This is a genomic window from Klebsiella sp. EMBS2024 (assembly GCF_036233805.1).
GTDB lineage: Bacteria > Pseudomonadota > Gammaproteobacteria > Enterobacterales > Enterobacteriaceae > Klebsiella > Klebsiella pneumoniae.
In genome coordinates, this window is record NZ_JAZARW010000001.1 from 2152606 (window position 1) to 2154153 (window position 1548).

Annotated in this window: 3 protein-coding genes; 1 reads left to right on the top strand and 2 read right to left on the bottom strand. The window is 53.2% G+C overall.

The features are described 5' to 3' along the window. Positions 1 to 42: 42 nt before the first annotated feature. The gene (gene cybB, locus VZP09_RS09810; protein ID WP_002907640.1) at positions 43 to 570 is read right to left on the bottom strand and encodes a cytochrome b561; all 528 of its coding nucleotides are present in this window, start codon (positions 568 to 570) and stop codon (positions 43 to 45) included. Positions 571 to 829: 259 nt separating this feature from the next. Between cybB and VZP09_RS09815 the strand changes: the two genes are divergently transcribed. Continuing rightward, positions 830 to 1192 carry an RND transporter gene (locus VZP09_RS09815; RefSeq protein WP_328795089.1) on the top strand — a complete coding sequence of 121 codons (363 nt, stop codon included), beginning with the start codon at positions 830 to 832 and terminating at the stop codon, positions 1190 to 1192. A gap of 9 nt (positions 1193 to 1201) precedes the next feature. Here the strand turns inward: VZP09_RS09815 and VZP09_RS09820 are convergent, their stop codons facing one another. Further along, positions 1202 to 1387 carry a hypothetical protein gene (locus tag VZP09_RS09820; RefSeq protein WP_002907644.1) on the bottom strand — a complete coding sequence of 62 codons (186 nt, stop codon included), beginning with the start codon at positions 1385 to 1387 and terminating at the stop codon, positions 1202 to 1204. Positions 1388 to 1548: the final 161 nt, after the last annotated feature.

The window sequence follows — 1548 nt, forward strand, 5'->3', positions numbered from 1 at the left end:
AACCCCGTCGCGGGACGGGGTCAGGAAGTGAAAGAGGATGATTTAGCGCTTACGAGGCATCATTCGCAGCAGAGTATTATCCTTCCACCAGTAATGATGGAGCAGCGCGGCGAGAGCATGCAGGCCAATCACAAAGTACCCGGCATTGGCCAACCATTCATGGATCGCCTTCAGGGTATCCACCCGCTCAAAATCGCTCTGCGGGGCATACGGCATGGTCAGACCAAAGGCATACCAGGGGTTACCGCGCCAGTACATCATCACCATGCCGATCAACGGCAAGGCAATGAACAGCAAATAGATCGCCAGGTGACCAAGATGGGCGAAACCGGTCATCATCGGCGATGGTTTCGGTACGATCGGCGGCGCCGGCGATTTCAGCCGCACCAGCAGACGCGCCACCATCAGCACGAAAATGGTGATCCCGCAGGAAACATGCACCATATTAATCAATGGCCGCTCACTGCGGGGAAAAAACCCGCGCAGCTCCATCGCCGCATAGGCTACTACTACCAGCAAAAAAACCAGCCAGTGAATCCCAATCTGCAGGCCGGAATATTTATCGCGCATGGCATATCCTTTATGGAAAGTATGATGCTGCCAACATAGCGGCGTTCCCTTAAATTTTCATTAACCTTTACGTAGAATTAACAATTGATTACCGCTTTCTGCCGAGCCGCTATGCCACGCTTAACGCACGCTCTTTCCTGGCCGAACGACAAACCGTCCACCGGTCATTACAAAATTACACAGTTTTGTTACTTACCGCGCTACTGCCGCCGCTATAGTACAGAATGTCTGGCAGACCACACGGCCCTGGGAGATAAGAATGAAGGAAATCGGCTTACCGTTATTGCTACTGACCGCGCTGGCCAGTCCGGCTTTTGCTGCAGACTGTCAGCCAAACGGCATTGGCGGCTCTTTTTGCATTAACGATGACGGTAAGACTACCGACACGGTGCCTAACGAAGTCAACGGCATGGATACGTACTCGAATAATGGCGGCTATACCAGTTCCCTGCCCGATCGGTCAGGGGCGGATGAAGCACTGGAAGGTTCATCGCTGTCGACGCAGCAAGGCGTCGGCAGCGGACAGAGCGACAGTGCGCTGGCGGGTCGCGACTGGCATTCGCCCGCCAATCTGAATGATGGCGCCGCCACCTCCAGTATGAGCCTGCTGGATAAACCCTGAGGCCAGCGGCTAAGCGAGACTCCAGCCTGCGGCGCCGATGGCGAGGGCGAAAAGCAGGCAGGCCAGCGCCGTCTTGCGTAACAGCATGGTATAGAATGAAATTGCGACGCCAATGAATACCACCAGCAGAATCGGCCACATGCTTAATAACAACAGCAGAAAACCCTCAATATTGTTATGGATTACGCTCTCCACATCCGCATCCTTGCCTCATCGTCGATAAAGTAAGCAGAATTTAATATGTAACATGAATACATTCAAATAAAATATAATTGTAAATGGTTATGCACCGCCTCCTGCGGTTGGCGGTGGGTCACTTTCACGCGTCCGGAGCTTTGGCATCAAAAGCAGTTCGC

What these genes read in the sequence shown, in the direction of transcription:
- cybB (WP_002907640.1), bottom strand. Translation starts at nt 570, where the DNA reads ATGCGCGATAAATATTCCGGCCTGCAGATTGGGATTCACTGGCTGGTT.
- VZP09_RS09815 (WP_328795089.1), top strand. Translation starts at nt 830, where the DNA reads ATGAAGGAAATCGGCTTACCGTTATTGCTACTGACCGCGCTGGCCAGT.